Origin of the sequence: Wolbachia endosymbiont (group A) of Melitta haemorrhoidalis, assembly GCF_964273365.1 — a bacterium.
GTDB classification, from domain to species: domain Bacteria; phylum Pseudomonadota; class Alphaproteobacteria; order Rickettsiales; family Anaplasmataceae; genus Wolbachia; species Wolbachia pipientis.
Map to the genome: position 1 here is coordinate 833,085 of NZ_OZ187004.1, position 16,559 is coordinate 849,643.

Genomic DNA, 16,559 nt, shown 5'->3' on the forward strand with positions numbered 1-16,559 from the left:
TTTAGTTTCTAATTTTAGCTTTACAACATTTAGCATTAAGATATAATCAAGTTTACTTATAACAATAGAGGTGTGAAATGTTTTCTAGTATTATAAATCTATTTAATGGTTTGTACAAAAATTCGAGTACCAAGGAAAGTGAAGAAAAGTTGACTCTTCTATCTCCTCAAGCAAATCTTCAATTCGATGAGACTCAGGTACAAAGTGTGCTCTCAGATTTTGAGGAATTGGAGTTTAAGGATAATAAGTGTTTTGACAAAATAGCAGACGATTATGAAAAGAAGGGGGAGAGTGCCCTTTTTAACTATGTAATATTGAATAAGCGGAAAGAAATAATCGATATATTAGATAGGAATCTTCCTCTCCTCGAAGAACAGGAGGAGTTTAGAAAGAAATATGGTCAATATGTTCTTCAAATTGACAAAGGAATGAGTTATGGAAAAGAACTTCAAGATGGACTTCGGTCTTTTGAAGATAGGGCAGAAAAAGTATTATCAGATTTTGAAAGATTGAATTTTGATTTTAAGGATAATAAGTGTGAAGATTCTTCTGATTTCGTAAATTATAATAACGGTTGGCCGGCAGATCCATTTGACAAGATAGCAAATTATTATCGAGAGGATGATATTTTCCTTTTCAATTATGTGGTATTGAGTAAGCGAAAAGAAATAATGGGTATATTGGATAAGAAGCTTACTTCTAAAGATCAGGAGGAGTTAAAAGAAAATTTTAAAAAGAGGTTGGGTAGATATCTTATTCGAATTGGTGAAGGAATGAGCGATGGACAAGAATTTCTAAAAACTGGTAGTGCAATTGCTTTCTTTGATGGGTGTTATGTGCCATGTCCATATGCAAACCGTCTTCTTAATCATTATGACCATCTTAATATCAACATTACTAAACCTGAACAAAGTTTAGAAACCAGTCGTCTTTTCACTGAAAAAACTAAAAGAATGGAAGAAGAGAAAAGCGAGGTAAAAAGAGCAAAAATATACAGCAATGGTGAAAGAATAGTAACAATTGAGAAGAATGAGAAACAACAGAGGAACTACTCCTTTACAAAATTTGCAATATGTGACATCGAAATTAGTTGGGGTGCAAAAGATGAATCTGGAAAAGACCTTAACTGTACTGTTGTTCTAAATATAAATTTAGGTCAAGTTAGTATTAAAAAATCAACTATTGACGGTAAAGATGTTGAACCAAAGAAAATTTTAGAGTTAGCTAAGCAAAACGAGGCTGTGCTTATAAAAGGTAAAGCTTTACATGAAGTTTTAGCAGCACATTTCATTAAGCAAACACCATGTGAGGAAAAGAAGGATATGCAATCGCACGAGAATATCGTTGTACCTGGTTCCGGTGCACCTCGCTCTATTAATGAGGAAATAACTGTAGAGCATCCGTTCGGGAAAGCGGCAAATAAAGATAATCATAGAGAAATGTGAGTTTACAACAAATGGTGCCATGAAAGTAGCTGATACATAACTGTACGAACGTTTGTTTGCGAAGAAATGTTATAGCAGGTTTTGCCTCAAACACAAAGGTGTCATTCCAGTGCTTGACACTGGAATCCAGCCCTTTTACGCAGTCCCATTAAAAACGTTGTATTTTAACGTAGGATTAGCTACTTTTATACTCACCAATTTAATCTCTAATCAAAATTCCTGGATCCCAGTGTCTGGGCACTGGGATGACATCCTCCCTAGTGGATTCAAATCACAATATTCGTATAGTAAGCACTGACCACTTTTGCTTCAATATTTGCGATGCCCCTGAACAGATACAATTATTCTATTATCAGGAGGATGCCATTAATCGCTTTATATAATGCTACTTGTAACACTTATGCCCTGAACGGAGACAGTTTAGGCTGTTATGCCTGGCGGCTTTGTTGGAATAAGTTTTTCAACACTGCTAACAATAAAATTGATTGTATCGTCAGCTACCTTATCGAATTTATCATTTATCTCTTTTCCTATTTCTTGATTTTTAACATATTCGTGTAGAGCTAAAGCAGTTATAGCTGCACATGCTGCAATTAAGCCAGTTTGTGCTATAATGAATAGTGATAATCCTCCTACGAATATAGATGTTAATCCAATAGCCAGGTTTATAATTTTACTTTGTGTTGTTTGTTGCGTCGCTTGGCTTTGATCTGCCTGTTTATCCTCTAAAGCATTCGATATTGTTTTTAAGGCAACTTTTATCGCTATTGCTGCAACTGAAACCATAATTAACCCTATAGCTATTTTTGCTAAAAGAAGAATCGACGGTAGCATCATTACAAATAATAGCGCGCCAATTCCTCCAGCTAACCACTTCTCATTTATTTTTTTTGATTGATTTGTACCAGTGTTCATTATTACCCTCCACTTTACTTATGATTTACCTATATCTAATACGAAATATGAAGGTAGTCAACTATATATTTTATATGAAAGATTGTATTAAAAGTTTTTCATGTTATTTTTTGCTGCTTCGTGGTTAAATTTGGAATTTTAGAAAGAGTTACGTATTATTTGAAATTCTTGTATACTGTTTTGAATCAGTTAAATAGATAATGAAGTGCAGGACGCAGTTTTAATTTTACAAGATGGCAAGTGCTTTTGGGGAAAATCAGTAGGTAAAAAAGGCAAATGCATAGGTGAGGTCTGTTTTACCACTGGTATGACCGGTTATCAGCATACTATAACTGATCCTTCTTTTGCCGATCAAATTATAACGTTCACTTTTCCTCATATTGGTAACGTTGGAATAAACCATAAGGATAATGAAGGAAAGAAAATTTTTGCAAGTGGTGTGGTTATGCGTGAACTTTCTTCTATGTCCCACCCTTCTTCATATATCAGTTTAAATGATTGGTTAGAGAAAAATAACGTGATTGGGATATCAGGAGTTGATACTAGAGCTTTAACGAGACATTTGAGAGAACATGGATCTCAAAATGGAATGATATGCTCATCGAGTAAGGCGCATGCATTAGACAAATTGAAGGAATACAAACCTGTAAATGGGATAGAAATAACTAATAAGGTTAGTTTAAATAACAGTTTTGAAAATAATAGACTAGCGGAGCACTTTGTCATCCAAGTAGCTGACTACTCGGATCCAGCAAAAAATATATGGATTCCAGTGTCACGCACTGGAATGACATCAGATAGAGCTATTGACCTTAATGCAAAATATAGGATTGTAATCGTTGATTTTGGCGTAAAAATCAGTATAGTTTCACGCTTAATAGAACTTGGTTGTACAGTTGAATTAATCAGACCAAGCACAGGTTTTGCTCAAAAAGTGTTGAGTATGAATCCAGATGGTATAGTGCTTTCAAATGGTCCTGGTGATCCGCAAGAAATAGGAGAAAGTGTAGTTTCAGAAATAGACATTATTATAAAATCTAAAATACCAATTTTTGGCATATGCATGGGCCATCAATTACTTGCGATTACTTTGGGGGCAAAGACCATCAAGATGGATATAGGTCACCGAGGGAGTAACCATCCAGTTTATGATGTAATTAGTGGAAAAGTTGAGATCACTAGCCAAAATCATGGTTTTGTTGTTGATTCAGCTTCTCTTCCAAGTAATGTTGAAATTACTCACATTTCTCTATTTGATAATAGTGTAGAGGGAATAATGATGAAGGATTACCTAGTCTTTTCTGTGCAATATCATCCAGAAGAAGCGCCAGGTACGCATGATTCGCATTATTTGTTTAGGCGTTTTATTGGCAATATTGTGTTATATAAAATGAAATCTGCATGATTTTAATCAGGGTAGGTTTTATTGCTTGATTTTTTAATTTTAGGCGTTTAGTATTAAATACAATAAGAGCTTAAGTTAAGATGCTAAAATAGTATTCTCTTAACAAATTTTTGCGGAGGAGTGACCGAGTGGTTAAAGGTAACAGACTGTAAATCTGTCCGCGTGAGCGTACGTAGGTTCGAATCCTACCTCCTCCATTGTGCGGGTATAGCTCAATGGTAGAGCTCTAGCCTTCCAAGCTAGTGACGTGGGTTCGATTCCCACTATCCGCTCTTTTTTTTGTTGTATTTTTATAAAATCAACATATTATTTATTGATGTATTTGTATTTTAGGTAGAAAAGTTTAAATTATGACAGCAATAGTGGAAGCATTTGGAAAGCCGCATGTAAATGTGGGAACAATAGGACATGTGGATCATGGGAAGACGACGTTAACAGCGGCGATAACGAAGCATTATGGAAATTTTGTAGCGTACGATCAGATAGATAAAGCGCCAGAAGAAAGGAAGAGGGGGATAACGATAGCAACAGCGCATGTTGAGTATCAGACGGAAAAAAGGCATTATGCACACGTTGATTGTCCTGGACACGCTGACTATGTAAAGAACATGATAGTAGGTGCAGCACAGATGGATGCGGCGATATTGGTAGTGTCGGGGGTTGATGGGCCAATGCCACAAACGAGAGAGCATATATTGCTGGCGAAGCAGGTAGGTGTTGGATATATCGTGGTGTATATAAATAAAGCTGATGTTGCTGATGCTGATATGATAGATTTAGTAGAAATGGAAGTGAGGGAATTACTGAGTAAATACGGATTTCCAGGGGATGAAGTGCCTGTGGTGGTTGGTTCAGCGCTCAAGGCGCTGGAGGATGACAGCAGCGAATATGGAAAGAAATCAATAGATAAATTGATGGAAAAGTTAGATGAATATGTAGCGGTTCCACCAAGGCCTGTGGATTTACCATTTTTATTGCCAATCGAAGATGTATTTTCGATATCGGGGCGAGGAACAGTGGTAACAGGAAGAATAGAGAAGGGAGAGATAAAGACGGGAGAAGAGATAGAGATAATAGGTCTGAAAGCGACGCAAAAGACGATATGCACAGGTGTTGAGATGTTTAAGAAGTTGCTGGATAAGGGAAGTGCAGGACTCAATGTAGGAATATTGTTAAGAGGAACAAAAAGAGAAGAAGTGGAGAGAGGGCAAGTATTAGCGAAACCGGGGACGATAACACCGCATAGAAAGTTTAAGGCGGAGGTTTATATATTAAAGAAAGAGGAAGGAGGAAGGCATACACCATTTTTTGCGAATTACCAGCCACAGTTTTATTTAAGGACAACGGATGTAACTGGGAGCATAAAATTGCTAGATGGGAAGGAGATGGTAATGCCAGGAGATAATGTGAGTGTAGAAGTAGAATTGCAAGTACCGATAGCAATGGATAAGGGATTGCGTTTTGCGATAAGAGAAGGCGGTAGAACTGTTGGTTCTGGTGTTGTTTCTGAAATTTTGGAGTGAGTGTAGTAACTAAGATGAAGCAAGATATATATATTAACATTAAGGCTTTCGATTGTTCTTTATTGGAGGAGTGTGTTCGAAAATTTGTTGATGAATTAAAGCGGTCCAGTGCAAAATTATCTGGTCCGATTGCGTTGCCAAGGAAAGATTCTAAATTTATTGTTAATAGATCTCCTCACGTTGATAAAAAATCTCGTGAACAGTTTGAAATGAGAACTTCTAGGCGTTTGATTGTTTTACATGATCTTACTCCTACTATGATGCAGATGCTTACAGGTTTATCTTTTTCTGCTGGCGTAGAAGTGGATTTAAAAGTCAAGGAAGTTAAGGTTTAGGAGAAGGAAATGAAGAGAATAAATTCGCTGAGGAGAATTGGTTTACTAATGATGAATATTGGTCATACTGCTATGTATTCTGACAATAGTCGCATGGCTGTAACTTTATTGCATCTCAGCGAAACTTATATTATTGATATAAAAGGACAAGATAAATGTGGCTATAATTCAGTCATTTTAGGCACAGGAGATTTTAAAAATATAGCAAAACCTCAGTTGGAATATTTAAAGAAAAAGGGTATAAATAATAAATGTAAGTTATACGAAAGTAGATTAAATGACCTGTCGGGAATAGAATGTGGTAAAAAAGTGGGAATCAATCATTTTGTGGTTGGTCAATATCTTGATATTACGGGTTATTCTATAGGTAAAGGATTTGCTGGTGTGATGAAGCGGCATAATTTCAGTGGGCTTAGGGCATCTCATGGTGTTTCTATTGCTCACAGATCACAAGGTTCCACTGGCCAATGTCAGGATCCTGGTAGAGTATTCAAAGGAAAGAAAATGGCTGGTCATTTAGGTAACAGCAGGATAACTGCACAAAATATGAAGATATTATCCATTGATCATGAAAATAGTATAATTGCTGTGAAGGGTAATAATGTTCCTGGGTTTAAAAATTCCTATGTTTTTGTAAGAGATGCAGTTAAAAAATCTTTACATAAAGATGTTCCTTTTCCGGTAGGTTTACTGTTAGATGTAAATGATGATGCTAGTAATTTGGTAAGTTAGTTATGGAATGTAATTTAGTTAATCTATCTAATGATAATGTAGGTACTGCTCAGCTCAATCCTTTGATATTTTCTGCTAAGCAAAAATTGAGTATTTTGCATGATATAGTGAGATGGCAATTAGCGAAGAGAAGAGCTGGTACTCATAAAACAAAAGGTATTAGTGATGTCTCTGGTACAACAGCTAAACCTTATGGTCAAAAACGTACCGGTAGGGCAAGACAAGGGAGCTTGCGATCTCCTCAATTTAGAGGTGGTGGGATTATTTTCGGCCCTGTTGTGAGGAGTCATACTTATTCTCTTAATAAGAAGGTACGCAAATTTGGTTTAAAAATTGCTTTATCTCTAAAGTATTTAAATAATCAAGTAATTATTCTGGATAATTTAAATATTGATGTGAAGAAAACGTCTGAAATGTGTAAATGTATTAAAAATTTTAAATTTTCTTCCTTTTTGATAGTTGGTGATTATGGAGATGATTTGTTGCGTGCGGCTAAAAACTTGCACTATGTAGACTTAATCAAACCTATTGGGTTAAATGTTTTTGATATATTGAATCACGAATGCGTGATGTTGACAAAGGATACTTTAAAGCATCTTGAAGGTAGATTGTTATGATCAAATATAATAATATAATAAAATCTCCTATAATTACAGAAAAGGCCTCTTTTTTGAGGGAGAAGTTTAATAAATATTCTTTGTATGTTTTTGTAAATGTAAATAAGCGTCAAATAAAGTTGGCAATAGAGTCTCTATTTGATGTTAAAATTTCTTCTATAAATGTTGTTAGAATTAAGCCTAAATATAGGCGTTTTAGGGGTGTGGTTGGTTGTGAAAAACAGAAAAAGAAAGTTTATTTTTCTTTGATGGATGGTCAAAAATTAGATATAATGAGCGTTTAGTATGGGTATGAAATTTTTTAATCCTGTTACTCCGTCTTCTCGTGGGACTGTGTTAGTAAGTAAAGTTGGTTTATCAAAAGATGAGCCAGAAAAGTCTCTTACATCCGGTAAAAAGTCCAGTGGTGGAAGAAATAATCATGGTAGAATTACAACTCGTCATAGGGGTGGTGGTCACAAAAAGAAGTATAGAGTGATAGATTTTAAGCGTAATAGAAGTGGTCAAGGTATAGTTGAAAAAATAGAGTATGACCCAAATAGAAGTGGGTTTTTGGCGTTAATATCATATAAGGAAGATGATATTAAGTCTTATATATTAGCTCCTCAAGGTATGAAGCCAGGTGATGTTGTTACAGCTGGGAATGATGCTGATATTTTGCCAGGGAATTGTTTACTACTCAAGCATATACCTGTTGGTTCTTTCGTTCATAATGTTGAGCTGAAGCCAGGTAATGGTGCTGCGATTGCTAGAGCTGCTGGTTGTTATGCACAAATCGTTGGTCGTGATGGCCAATATGTTTTATTACGACTCAGGTCTGGTCAAATTAGGTTGATTTTATCTTCTTGCAAGGCTACTATTGGTGTAGTATCTAACCCTGACCATAAGAATAGAAAGTTGGGTAAAGCTGGGAGAAGTAGGTGGCTTGGGATTAGACCTACTGTACGTGGAGTTGCAATGAATCCGGTTGACCATCCTCATGGAGGCGGGGAAGGAAAAACCTCTGGTGGTCGTCATCCTGTTACTCCTTGGGGTGTTGCAACAAAAGGAAAGAAAACTCGAAGGAGAAATAAATCTAGTGATAAGTATATAAAACAATTGAAAGGTTAGTTTATGAGTAGATCTGCATGGAAGCCTCCTTTTTGTCATCCTTCTATATTAAAGTCGGTGAATAATGCTTTAAACAAGGGGTTTGTTAACATGGCTATAAAAGTTCATTCCAGGGCTTCTGTAATTCTTCCTAATTGTTTAGGTTTAAAGTTTGCTGTTTATAATGGTAAGGATTACATTCCTGTGAATGTTAATGATCAGAATATGATAGGTCATAAGTTTGGTGAGTTTTCACCCACTCGTAAATTTACTGGGCATAGTGGTGATAAAAAGGCGACAAGAAGGTAATTGATATGAAAAACAGAGATGTAATAGTTAAAGCTGGTTCTAGGGTTTTAAAATCAACTCCTCGTAAATTGAATTTGGTTGCTGGTTTAGTACGTAATAAAAAAGTTTTTTTTGCCACTGTGCAATTAAGATTTTGTGAAAAGAAAGCTGCAGGTCTTATAAGGAAGGTATTAAATTCTGCGATTGCTAATGCTCAAAATTATGGATTGGATATCGATAATTTATATATAAAAGAAATTTTAATAGGTAAGTCTCTTACTTTGCGTAGGGTATGTCCAAAAGCTATGGGTAGAGCTAATAGAGTTAGTAAACGTTATAGTAATATAACTGTAAAATTGGGGGAAATTATATGATTCATAAAAATAGAAAATTAATAAGGAAAGTGCAAAAATATGGGAAACGTTAATCCTAAAGGATTTAGGTTAAAAATAATTAATACTTGGTCATCTATTTGGTATGCTGAGAAGGGTTATAAACAAGGGTTGCATCAAGATTTATCTATTCGCAGTTATATAAATGAATCTTTTAAGCATGCTGGTGTTTCTAAAGTAATTATAGAGCGTACGATCGATTTGGTATCTGTAATAATACATTCTTCTAGACCTGGAGTGATAATAGGTAAGAAAGGCTCGGATATTGAGAAGATAAAGCAAAAGATAGCTGAAAAAGTAAAAAATAATGTGGAAGTGAATGTAGTAGGGGTTAAAAGGTCTGAAATAGATGCAGTTTTAATATCAAACAGCATTGCACAGCAGTTAGAAAAAAGGGTTTCATTTAGAAGAGCGATGAAAAAAGCTATTCAAAGTTGTTTGAGGATGGGTGCTAGAGGTATTAAAGTAAGTTGTTCTGGGCGCCTTGGCGGAGCTGAGATAGCTCGTACTGAGTGGTATAAAGAAGGCCGTTTGCCTTTGCATACTTTACGTGCTAATATAGATTATGCTTTTGCTGAAGCAAAAACTATATATGGCATCATAGGAGTTAAGGTCTGGGTTTATATTGGTAACTAATTAGGTATATTGAAATGTTTATTCCTAAAAAAAGTAAATATAAAAAAGTATTTAAAGGACGAATTAAGGGTAACACGAAAGGTGGTAGCACATTATCTTTTGGAGATTATGGTCTAAAGGCTATGGAAGCAGGTAGGATTCAATCTAAGCATATTGAAACTGCAAGGCGTGTAATATCTAGAACATTAAAACGCTCTGGTAAAGTGTGGATAAGAATTTTTCCTGATACCCCTGTTAGTAAAAAGCCGGCGGATGTGCGTATGGGTAAAGGGAAAGGTAGTGTTGAGTTTTGGGTATTTAAAGCTAAGCCCGGTAGAATGTTGTTTGAAATTAGCAGTGATGTTCCCATGCATTTAGCAAGATTGGCGCTTGAAAAGGCAACTGCTAAGCTTCCTATGAAGTGTAAATTTGTATCTAATCATAATTAAATGGAGTTGCAATGGATATAGCTGACATTGAATCGAGGTCCTCGCAAGAATTGCATGAAATTCTTGTGAATTTGAGAAAAGAGTTTGTTAATTTGGTTTTTCAAAAGAAGCTGGGCCAGTGCAACAATATTTCGCGTTTTAGCTTAATAAGAAAGAGCATAGCTCGTATTTTAACTACATTAAATAAAAGAAGAAGAGAGGAAAAGAATGCCTAAAAAGGTTTTTTGTGGTACTGTAACTAAGGCTAAGTGTGATAAGACTGTAAAGGTTTCGGTATTACAAGTGTATAAGGATGAGCTGTATAAAAAGGTTATAAAAAAATACAAGAAGTATACAGCACATGATGAGAATAATAGTTGTAAAGAAGGGGACAAGGTTTTAATACAAGAACACAAGCCTATTTCTACTACTAAAAAATGGGTTATTGTTAATAGCTCACATTGAATAGGATATTTATATGATTCAAAAAAATACATTGTTGGAAGTAGCTGATAATTCTGGCGCGCGTGCAGTGCTTTGTATTGGTTTATTGGGTGGTAGAAAGTCTGCATCTATAGGTGACACAGTTATTGTATCTACTAAATCTATTACTCCAAGAGGGAAAGTTGAGAAGGGAAAAGTATATAGAGCAGTTGTGGTGAGGGTGAAAAGCCCTATTAGGAAATCTGATGGTTCTGTAATTCGTTTTTCTAGCAATGCTGTAGTTTTGATTAACGATCAAGGTGAACCACTTGGCACTCGGGTGTTTGGTCCGGTAAAAAAGTTATCATCTGGTTCTTTTATGAAGATAATGTCATTAGCTGTTGAGGTTTTATAATGAGTGCTAAAATAAAAAGTGGTGACGACGTTATAGTTTTAACTGGTAAAGATAAGGGAAAAATTGGTAAGGTAATCAAAGTTATAGCACGTGATGCTAAAAAGAAAGTAATTGTTTCTGGAGTGAATGTGCATAAGAGACATACTAAACCAAAAGCTGGTAGTAGTGGTGGTATATTAAATAAAGAGTTAGCTATTGATATATCCAACGTTGCAACATTGGACCCTAAATATAAAACTCCAACTAGAGTGGGGTTTAAGGTTATAGACGGTAGAAAAGTGCGTTTTGCAAAAGTTTCTGGAGAAGTGATAGATTAGGTTGATATGTTTAAAGAATTGTATAAAGATAGCATAGTAAAGTCCTTGAAGGATAAGTTTAATTACGGCAATATAATGCAAGTGCCTAAACTTGTCAAGGTGTGTATCAATATGGGCGTTGGAGATGCTGCTACAGATAGTAAAGCAATAAATGAACCACTTGATAGCCTATATTTGATTGCTGGGCAGAAGCCTTTATCAACTTTTGCAAAAAAATCTATTTCTGGCTTCAAGATCAGAAAAGGTGCTACAGTAGGTTGCAAAGTAACTTTGCGTAGAGATAAAATGTATGAGTTTTTAGAAAGATTGATATATATTGCTTTGCCAAGGGAAAAAGATTTTAGAGGATTTAGTGTGAAGCAATTTGACGGTAATGGTAATTTTTCCTTTGGTATAAAGGAACATATCTCGTTTTTAGAAATAGACTATGATAAAATAAGTAAAATTAGAGGTATGGATATTAATATTATAACAAGTGCAGTTAGTGATAAGGAAGCAAAGGAATTATTACTGGCTCTTAAATTTCCTTTTTTTGATTAATTGAGAGGAGAAATATATGGCAAAAAAATCTATGATAGAAAGAAATCTTCGCAGAATAAAGTTGTGCGATCAATATAAAGAAAAAAGAGAAAAATTGAAATCTATAATAAATAATAAGAATTTGTCTATTGTAGAAAGGTTTACAGCTCAAAATAAATTAATTAAAAAATTGCCTAGAAATTCTTCTAAAACCAAAATTAGAAATAGGTGTGCTTTAACTGGGAGACCAAGAGGAGTATATAGAAAATTTGGTTTATGTAGAATTGTTTTGCGTGATTTATGTTCTTTTGGGCAAATTCCAGGAGTTACAAAGTCTAGTTGGTAAATATAATATAAGGAGTATATTGTGGCGTTATCTGATAGTATTGGTGATTTTTTAACAAGGATACGTAATGCTCAATTGGCAATGCATAGGGCAACAAGGGTACTATTTTCTAAGATGAATTCTTCTATATTGGAGATTTTAAAAGAGGAAGGGTATATCCTTGATTATGAAAAGCAAGTTGTAGATAATTTACCTTCTTTCATTGTAAAATTGAAGTATTATGAGAAGTCACCTGTAATTAGTGACATAGTTAGGGTGTCAAAGCCTGGTTGTCGTCGTTATTCTAAGTATAAGGACATTTCTAAAGCATATAATGGTCTTGGTATTTTTATTATATCGACACCCAAAGGAGTGATGACTGATTATAATGCACATAAATTAAAGGTTGGTGGAGAAGTTTTGTGTCGTGTGTTTTAAATAATAGGAGAAATTCATGTCTCGTATAGGTGCTGCTCCTATCAATATTCCTGCTGGTGTTTCAGTTGAATATAATAATGGTAGTATGTTAATAAAGAGTGCTAAGGCTGAAAAGGAAGTTAGCTTGATCAGGGATGTTGTGTGTCAGATTATTGATAATCAGCTATTGCTTTCTGTTGATCAAGATAAAGATAATTATGATAAAATAAAGCCTATGTGGGGCACTTATAGGAGTAATATTAATAATATCATTAACGGCATGGTTGATGGTTTTTCTGTTAATCTTGAGATTAACGGTGTGGGATATAAGGCAGAGTGTGATGGTAAGTATTTGACTTTATATCTTGGTTATAGCCATAATGTTAAATATAAAGTGCCTAAAGATGTTGAGATTAAGTGCATAAAGCCAACTCACTTAGTAGTTAGTGGTATGGATAAGCAGAAGGTCTATATGGTGGCGTCTGATATATGCAAAATTAGAAAATATGATCCTTATAAAGGTAAGGGTGTTGTAATAAAAGGCAAATTTATGCTGCGTAAGGTTGTAAGTAAAAAGAAGTAATAAAAATGAAAAGATCGTATAATTTTTTAAGTAATTCTGAAAAAAGGAAGTTACGTAATAGAGCGAAGCTTGACAAGAGCGCTGAACGTTTACGTATATCCATATTTAAATCTAATAGGCATTTTTATGTCCAGTTAATTAATGATGTAAAAGGAATAACTCTCACTTCAGCTTCTACTTTGGATGCTAAAATTAAGGATGTATGTAAAGGGAAAGTCAACGCTGAAACTATAAAACAGGTTTCTTCTTTAATGGTTGAGCGTCTGTCTGGCATGAAATTAGAGCAGCAGCTTACGTTTGATCGTGGAGCGTATAAATACACAGGATTAGTTTCTCAATTTGCTGAGGCTTTAAGAAGTTCTGGATTTGAATTTTAGAAGGTTTTGAATATGGCTATAAAGAATTTACAAAATAATAATGATTTATCAGAGCTTTTAGTTTCGGTACGAAGAGTGACAACGGTTACCAAAGGTGGTAGAAGATTTTCATTTTCAATTTTGGTTGTTGTTGGCGATGAGAAGGGTAGGGTAGGGTGTGGAATAGGTAAGCACGCAGAAGTTGCTGAAGCAAGAGTCAAAGCTGTAAATGCTGCAAAGAAATCAATGATTAGAGTGTACTTGCGTGAAGGTAGAACTTTGCATCATGATATTAAAGCTAAATTTTGTTCTGGTGAGATAGTTTTAAGAACCGCAAGAGCCGGAACAGGTATTATTGCTGGTGGAGCGATTAGATCAGTTTTTGAGGTGTTAGGTATAAAGGATGTGGTAGCTAAATCCACTAGATCAAATAATCCTCATAACGTTATATGTGCGGTGTTTAAGGCTTTTGATAGTATGTTATCTCCTCGTCAGGTAGCAAGCAAAAGAGGCAAAAAGATTAGCGAGATAGTTGGAAACAGGTAAAGTATGAATAATGCTGTAAAATTAAACTCTATATTTACTAAATTATCTAAGAAAAAGAAGCCTAAGTTGCTGGGTAGAGGTATCGGTTGTGGTAAAGGTAAAACATCCGGTAGAGGGCATAAAGGGCAGAAGGCTAGAAGTGGAGTTTCTATAAATGGTTTTGAGGGTGGACAACAGTCTATATATACTCGTTTGCCTAAAAGAGGTTTTAAGCCTATACGTAGGAGCATATACTCTATAATTAATGTTGGCGATATACAGCGCTTAATGGAAGCTAAAAAAATAGTGAAAGACTCTGTTATAGATAAGGAGAGGCTGTATAAATTAGGTTTTATAAAGTCTATTAAGGATAAAATTAAACTTCTTAATAAAGGTAAGTTGAGCGAAAAATTTGTGTTTCATGTTGATTTTGCGTCAGAAGCTGCAAAAAAATCTGTAGCTTCAGTTGGTGGTAGTGTGGAAATACTATCGTAAGTCATGGGCAATAAATCAGCATTTAATAGCTTGGATCCTACGTTGTTATATAAAGGCGATTTATTAAAGCGTATATTTTTTACGCTAATAGCTTTAATTTGCTATCGCTTGGGTACTTATGTGCCTATTCCTGGAATTAATCTTGATGTAATTAATGATATATTTCCCAAAGATGGCTCAGGCGTTTTTGGAGTATTTAATTTATTTTCTGGTGGTGCATTGGCTAGAATGACAATTCTAGCATTGAACGTTATGCCATATATAATGGCTTCTATCATTATTCAGTTACTTTCTTCTGCGATTAAAGGAATGAAGGAAGTTAAGAATGATGGAGAGTCAGGCCGTAGAAAGATGAATTCTTATATACGCTATCTGACCATAGTAATTTGTGTATTTCAATCAATTCCAATTTTGGTTGGATTGGAAGGGATGAATAGGGAAGGGGTATTGGTTGTAATCGAACCTGGTGTTATGTTTCGTACAATAGGTGTTTTCAGCCTTTTAGGTGGAACTATGCTTTTAATATGGCTTGGTGAACGAATCAGCGCTAGCGGTATAGGCAATGGTATCTCATTAATCATTTTCACGGGTATAATATCAGAGTTACACAGCGCTTTGTCATCTTTGTTAACGTTAAATAAAAACGGTAGCGTATCGTTATTTATTATCCTTTTTGTTTTGGTATTGTTTTTTTTGCTGCTACTCTTAGTCATTTTTGTAGAGTCTTCTTATAGAAAGGTTATTGTTCAACATCCTAAAAAGCAATTTAAAAGATTACATAATGACGATTTTACTTATATTCCATTGAAGATTAATTTATCTGGTGTAGTACCAACCATTTTTGCTAATGCAATTTTATTGACACCTATTTCAATTGCAAATTTCTATAAGGGGCACGCTTTTTCTGATTTTATTTTGAATTACTTTATGGCAAATAAAGTAGTATATATTGTAGCCTATTTGGTGCTGATAGTATTTTTTAATTTTTTCTATACCAATTTTATATTTAATCCAGAGGAAAACGCAGATTTTCTTAAAAAAAATGGTGGTTTTATACCTGGTAGAAGGCCTGGGAAACATACTTCTGATTACCTTCAAGATATAGTTTTTAAGTTGACATTCATTGGCTCTGCGTATTTGGTAGTCATATGTACTGTACCTGAAGTTATGAGATATTATTATGATATACCATTTATTTTTGGTGGGACGAGCTTACTGATTATAGTGAACGTTATTACTGATACTATTATGCAAATACAATCTTATATTTTTTCAAATAGGTACGACAACTGGATAAAGAAATATGAGTCTAAAACGAGGAAAGTAAGATGATCATTACGATTTTTGGTCCTCCAGGTTCTGGTAAAGGTACTCAGTCAAGCTTGTTAATAGCAAAATATAATTTAAAATTAATTTCAGTAGGGGATTTATTAAGGAATATTATATCTAGCAGTAGTGAGTTAGGTAAAAAAATAAAGGGTACCGTGGAATCTGGTAATTTAATTCAAGATGAAATTATATGTGGATTATTACGTGACCAGCTTGCATTAGTGGATGATAATTGCTTATTAGATGGTTTTCCGAGAAATTTAAACCAGGCTCATTTTTTGACTCAAGTTTTGCAAGAAAAATATAATAGGGATGTTGACATTGTAGTTGAGCTGCAGCTTGACGATAATATTGCAATCGATAGGTTAAAAAATCGTCTCGCGTGTTTGGACTGTAAAAGCATATATAGTGTATCTTCTTTTAAGAGTACTACTTGTGCTAAATGTAAAAGTACGAGGTTAGAGAAAAGAATTGATGATGCTGATATGTCTGCAATTAATAAGAGAATAAGTGAATATCACCTTCAAATGAAAGGTTTACGCGAGTATTATAAAGGCAAATTATTAACAATTGACGCTAATTTGAGTGTTGATGAGGTAACGCAAGAGATTGAAAGTAAAATTTCTTGTAATTTGGTTTGACTCTGAGTTGTTTTATGGTATAAATTAAGAGTTGTTATTAATAAAGTATCGAGGTACCAGTGGCACGTATTGCAGGCATAAATATTCCAGTGAGGAAATGTGTTCCTTTTGCATTAACTTATATATATGGTATAGGTATTGCTACTGCGAATGTAATTTGTCACGCTTGCGAAGTTGATAAGCGCAAACGTGTTTCAGAATTACGAGATGAAGATATAGAAAAGATCAGCGGTTTCATTAGACAAAATTATGTTATAGAAGGTGAGCTCAGAAAAGAAGTGGCTATGAACATAAAATCTTTAGTGGAAATGGGATGCTATAGAGGGGTGAGACATAGAAAAGGTTTACCTGTGAGAGGGCAAAGGACTCATACTAATGCTAAGACTCGTAAAGGTAGATCTCGGTTGCCTATTGCTGGGAAAAAATAAAA

27 protein-coding genes and 2 tRNA genes are annotated in these 16,559 nt (G+C 34.6%); 28 read left to right on the top strand and 1 reads right to left on the bottom strand.

Annotation, left to right across the window (positions count from 1 at the left end):
* Positions 1-77 precede the first annotated feature (77 nt).
* Positions 78-1,445, top strand: a complete 1,368-nt coding sequence (locus ACICPZ_RS04305; protein ID WP_264373990.1) for a hypothetical protein — start codon at positions 78-80, stop codon at positions 1,443-1,445.
* 420 nt (positions 1,446-1,865) lie between these two features.
* Here the strand turns inward: ACICPZ_RS04305 and ACICPZ_RS04310 are convergent, their stop codons facing one another.
* The gene (locus ACICPZ_RS04310) at positions 1,866-2,360 is read right to left on the bottom strand and encodes a hypothetical protein (protein WP_010962761.1); all 495 of its coding nucleotides are present in this window, start codon (positions 2,358-2,360) and stop codon (positions 1,866-1,868) included.
* Positions 2,361-2,565: 205 nt separating this feature from the next.
* Between ACICPZ_RS04310 and carA the strand changes: the two genes are divergently transcribed.
* From carA to rpsM, 27 genes are all read left to right on the top strand, one after another.
* Complete coding sequence (carA, locus tag ACICPZ_RS04315) at positions 2,566-3,765, top strand: glutamine-hydrolyzing carbamoyl-phosphate synthase small subunit (protein ID WP_264373989.1); 1,200 nt, start codon at positions 2,566-2,568, stop codon at positions 3,763-3,765.
* Between the two features lie 114 nt (positions 3,766-3,879).
* A tRNA-Tyr gene (locus ACICPZ_RS04320) sits at positions 3,880-3,962 on the top strand.
* 4 nt (positions 3,963-3,966) lie between these two features.
* Positions 3,967-4,037: transfer RNA gene (locus ACICPZ_RS04325), tRNA-Gly, on the top strand.
* A 78-nt stretch (positions 4,038-4,115) separates the two neighbouring features.
* Positions 4,116-5,288 (top strand): elongation factor Tu, encoded by a 1,173-nt coding sequence (gene tuf, locus ACICPZ_RS04330; RefSeq protein ID WP_010962759.1) that lies wholly within the window; start codon positions 4,116-4,118, stop codon positions 5,286-5,288.
* 14 nt (positions 5,289-5,302) lie between these two features.
* Positions 5,303-5,623: a 30S ribosomal protein S10 gene (gene rpsJ, locus ACICPZ_RS04335; protein ID WP_012673184.1), complete on the top strand. Its 321-nt coding sequence runs from the start codon at positions 5,303-5,305 to the stop codon at positions 5,621-5,623.
* Positions 5,624-5,632: 9 nt separating this feature from the next.
* Positions 5,633-6,355 (top strand): 50S ribosomal protein L3, encoded by a 723-nt coding sequence (gene rplC / locus ACICPZ_RS04340; protein WP_006279218.1) that lies wholly within the window; start codon positions 5,633-5,635, stop codon positions 6,353-6,355.
* Between the two features lie 2 nt (positions 6,356-6,357).
* Positions 6,358-6,972, top strand: coding sequence for a 50S ribosomal protein L4 (gene rplD, locus ACICPZ_RS04345; protein ID WP_012673183.1), 615 nt, complete (start codon positions 6,358-6,360; stop codon positions 6,970-6,972).
* Complete coding sequence (locus ACICPZ_RS04350; RefSeq protein ID WP_209473095.1) at positions 6,969-7,256, top strand: 50S ribosomal protein L23; 288 nt, start codon at positions 6,969-6,971, stop codon at positions 7,254-7,256. The genes rplD and ACICPZ_RS04350 overlap by 4 nt, the downstream gene beginning before the upstream one ends.
* 1 nt (position 7,257) lies before the next feature.
* Positions 7,258-8,082: a 50S ribosomal protein L2 gene (gene rplB, locus ACICPZ_RS04355; protein ID WP_015589143.1), complete on the top strand. Its 825-nt coding sequence runs from the start codon at positions 7,258-7,260 to the stop codon at positions 8,080-8,082.
* 3 nt (positions 8,083-8,085) lie between these two features.
* On the top strand, positions 8,086-8,370 hold the full coding sequence (gene rpsS, locus ACICPZ_RS04360) for a 30S ribosomal protein S19 (RefSeq protein WP_006279181.1): 285 nt from the start codon (positions 8,086-8,088) through the stop codon (positions 8,368-8,370).
* Positions 8,371-8,375: 5 nt separating this feature from the next.
* Entirely contained in the window at positions 8,376-8,723 is a 348-nt protein-coding gene (rplV, locus tag ACICPZ_RS04365) for a 50S ribosomal protein L22 (RefSeq protein WP_065106675.1), read from the top strand.
* A 39-nt stretch (positions 8,724-8,762) separates the two neighbouring features.
* The gene (rpsC, locus tag ACICPZ_RS04370) at positions 8,763-9,377 is read left to right on the top strand and encodes a 30S ribosomal protein S3 (RefSeq protein WP_010962753.1); all 615 of its coding nucleotides are present in this window, start codon (positions 8,763-8,765) and stop codon (positions 9,375-9,377) included.
* Between the two features lie 14 nt (positions 9,378-9,391).
* A complete protein-coding gene (gene rplP, locus ACICPZ_RS04375; RefSeq protein WP_010962752.1) occupies positions 9,392-9,805 on the top strand; it encodes a 50S ribosomal protein L16 in 414 nt (137 codons plus the stop codon).
* A gap of 11 nt (positions 9,806-9,816) precedes the next feature.
* A complete protein-coding gene (rpmC, locus tag ACICPZ_RS04380; protein WP_006279350.1) occupies positions 9,817-10,020 on the top strand; it encodes a 50S ribosomal protein L29 in 204 nt (67 codons plus the stop codon).
* The gene (gene rpsQ, locus ACICPZ_RS04385) at positions 10,013-10,249 is read left to right on the top strand and encodes a 30S ribosomal protein S17 (RefSeq protein WP_007549925.1); all 237 of its coding nucleotides are present in this window, start codon (positions 10,013-10,015) and stop codon (positions 10,247-10,249) included. Before rpmC ends, rpsQ begins: the two co-directional genes overlap by 8 nt.
* Before the next feature lie 13 nt (positions 10,250-10,262).
* Positions 10,263-10,622: a 50S ribosomal protein L14 gene (gene rplN, locus ACICPZ_RS04390; protein WP_006279348.1), complete on the top strand. Its 360-nt coding sequence runs from the start codon at positions 10,263-10,265 to the stop codon at positions 10,620-10,622.
* Positions 10,622-10,939 carry a 50S ribosomal protein L24 gene (rplX, locus tag ACICPZ_RS04395; protein WP_006279347.1) on the top strand — a complete coding sequence of 106 codons (318 nt, stop codon included), beginning with the start codon at positions 10,622-10,624 and terminating at the stop codon, positions 10,937-10,939. Before rplN ends, rplX begins: the two co-directional genes overlap by 1 nt.
* 6 nt (positions 10,940-10,945) lie before the next feature.
* A complete protein-coding gene (gene rplE / locus ACICPZ_RS04400; protein ID WP_010962750.1) occupies positions 10,946-11,479 on the top strand; it encodes a 50S ribosomal protein L5 in 534 nt (177 codons plus the stop codon).
* A 16-nt stretch (positions 11,480-11,495) separates the two neighbouring features.
* Entirely contained in the window at positions 11,496-11,804 is a 309-nt protein-coding gene (gene rpsN / locus ACICPZ_RS04405; RefSeq protein WP_006279345.1) for a 30S ribosomal protein S14, read from the top strand.
* Positions 11,805-11,825: 21 nt separating this feature from the next.
* Complete coding sequence (rpsH, locus tag ACICPZ_RS04410; RefSeq protein WP_007551150.1) at positions 11,826-12,221, top strand: 30S ribosomal protein S8; 396 nt, start codon at positions 11,826-11,828, stop codon at positions 12,219-12,221.
* 16 nt (positions 12,222-12,237) lie between these two features.
* Positions 12,238-12,783 carry a 50S ribosomal protein L6 gene (gene rplF, locus ACICPZ_RS04415; protein ID WP_007551152.1) on the top strand — a complete coding sequence of 182 codons (546 nt, stop codon included), beginning with the start codon at positions 12,238-12,240 and terminating at the stop codon, positions 12,781-12,783.
* A gap of 5 nt (positions 12,784-12,788) precedes the next feature.
* Positions 12,789-13,160: a 50S ribosomal protein L18 gene (rplR, locus tag ACICPZ_RS04420; protein ID WP_006279867.1), complete on the top strand. Its 372-nt coding sequence runs from the start codon at positions 12,789-12,791 to the stop codon at positions 13,158-13,160.
* A 12-nt stretch (positions 13,161-13,172) separates the two neighbouring features.
* Positions 13,173-13,685: a 30S ribosomal protein S5 gene (gene rpsE, locus ACICPZ_RS04425; protein ID WP_010962748.1), complete on the top strand. Its 513-nt coding sequence runs from the start codon at positions 13,173-13,175 to the stop codon at positions 13,683-13,685.
* Between the two features lie 3 nt (positions 13,686-13,688).
* Entirely contained in the window at positions 13,689-14,159 is a 471-nt protein-coding gene (gene rplO, locus ACICPZ_RS04430) for a 50S ribosomal protein L15 (protein ID WP_006279863.1), read from the top strand.
* Positions 14,160-14,162: 3 nt separating this feature from the next.
* A complete protein-coding gene (gene secY / locus ACICPZ_RS04435; RefSeq protein ID WP_010962747.1) occupies positions 14,163-15,491 on the top strand; it encodes a preprotein translocase subunit SecY in 1,329 nt (442 codons plus the stop codon).
* Positions 15,488-16,129 (top strand): adenylate kinase family protein, encoded by a 642-nt coding sequence (locus ACICPZ_RS04440; RefSeq protein WP_007550178.1) that lies wholly within the window; start codon positions 15,488-15,490, stop codon positions 16,127-16,129. Before secY ends, ACICPZ_RS04440 begins: the two co-directional genes overlap by 4 nt.
* A 59-nt stretch (positions 16,130-16,188) precedes the next feature.
* Positions 16,189-16,557: a 30S ribosomal protein S13 gene (rpsM, locus tag ACICPZ_RS04445; RefSeq protein ID WP_010962745.1), complete on the top strand. Its 369-nt coding sequence runs from the start codon at positions 16,189-16,191 to the stop codon at positions 16,555-16,557.
* Positions 16,558-16,559 lie beyond the last annotated feature (2 nt).